This is a genomic window from Lysinibacillus sp. GbtcB16 (assembly GCF_019091145.1).
GTDB lineage: Bacteria > Bacillota > Bacilli > Bacillales_A > Planococcaceae > Lysinibacillus > Lysinibacillus fusiformis.
In genome coordinates, this window is the sequence record NZ_JAGXJV010000979.1 from 1 (window position 1) to 228 (window position 228).

The following is a 228-nucleotide window of genomic DNA, read 5'->3' on the forward strand; positions in this document are numbered from 1 at the left end:
GTCGTCGTGCTGACGGTTTTCGCCACGTCTTGCGTCTTTTGGGACACGGTGCCGGCGATTTGGACCGTTTTGTCACTAACCGCTTTCGCATTGTCGGCGATATCGTTTCTCAGCTCACGGCCGGACTTCGGTGCGAATAGCAGCGCAGTCGCGGCACCAAGCAAGCCTCCTACAACGGCACCGATGAGGAGATCTTTCCCTTTTTTCTCGTTGGACATGTGTCATCCA

General features: G+C 55.7%; 1 protein-coding gene. It reads right to left on the minus strand.

Annotated elements, in window-relative coordinates; translation table 11 throughout:
* Positions 1–218 (minus strand): YtxH domain-containing protein (locus KVT27_RS26495; RefSeq protein WP_217582367.1); only part of this gene is annotated, 218 nt, incomplete at its 3' end.
* Positions 219–228: the final 10 nt, after the last annotated feature.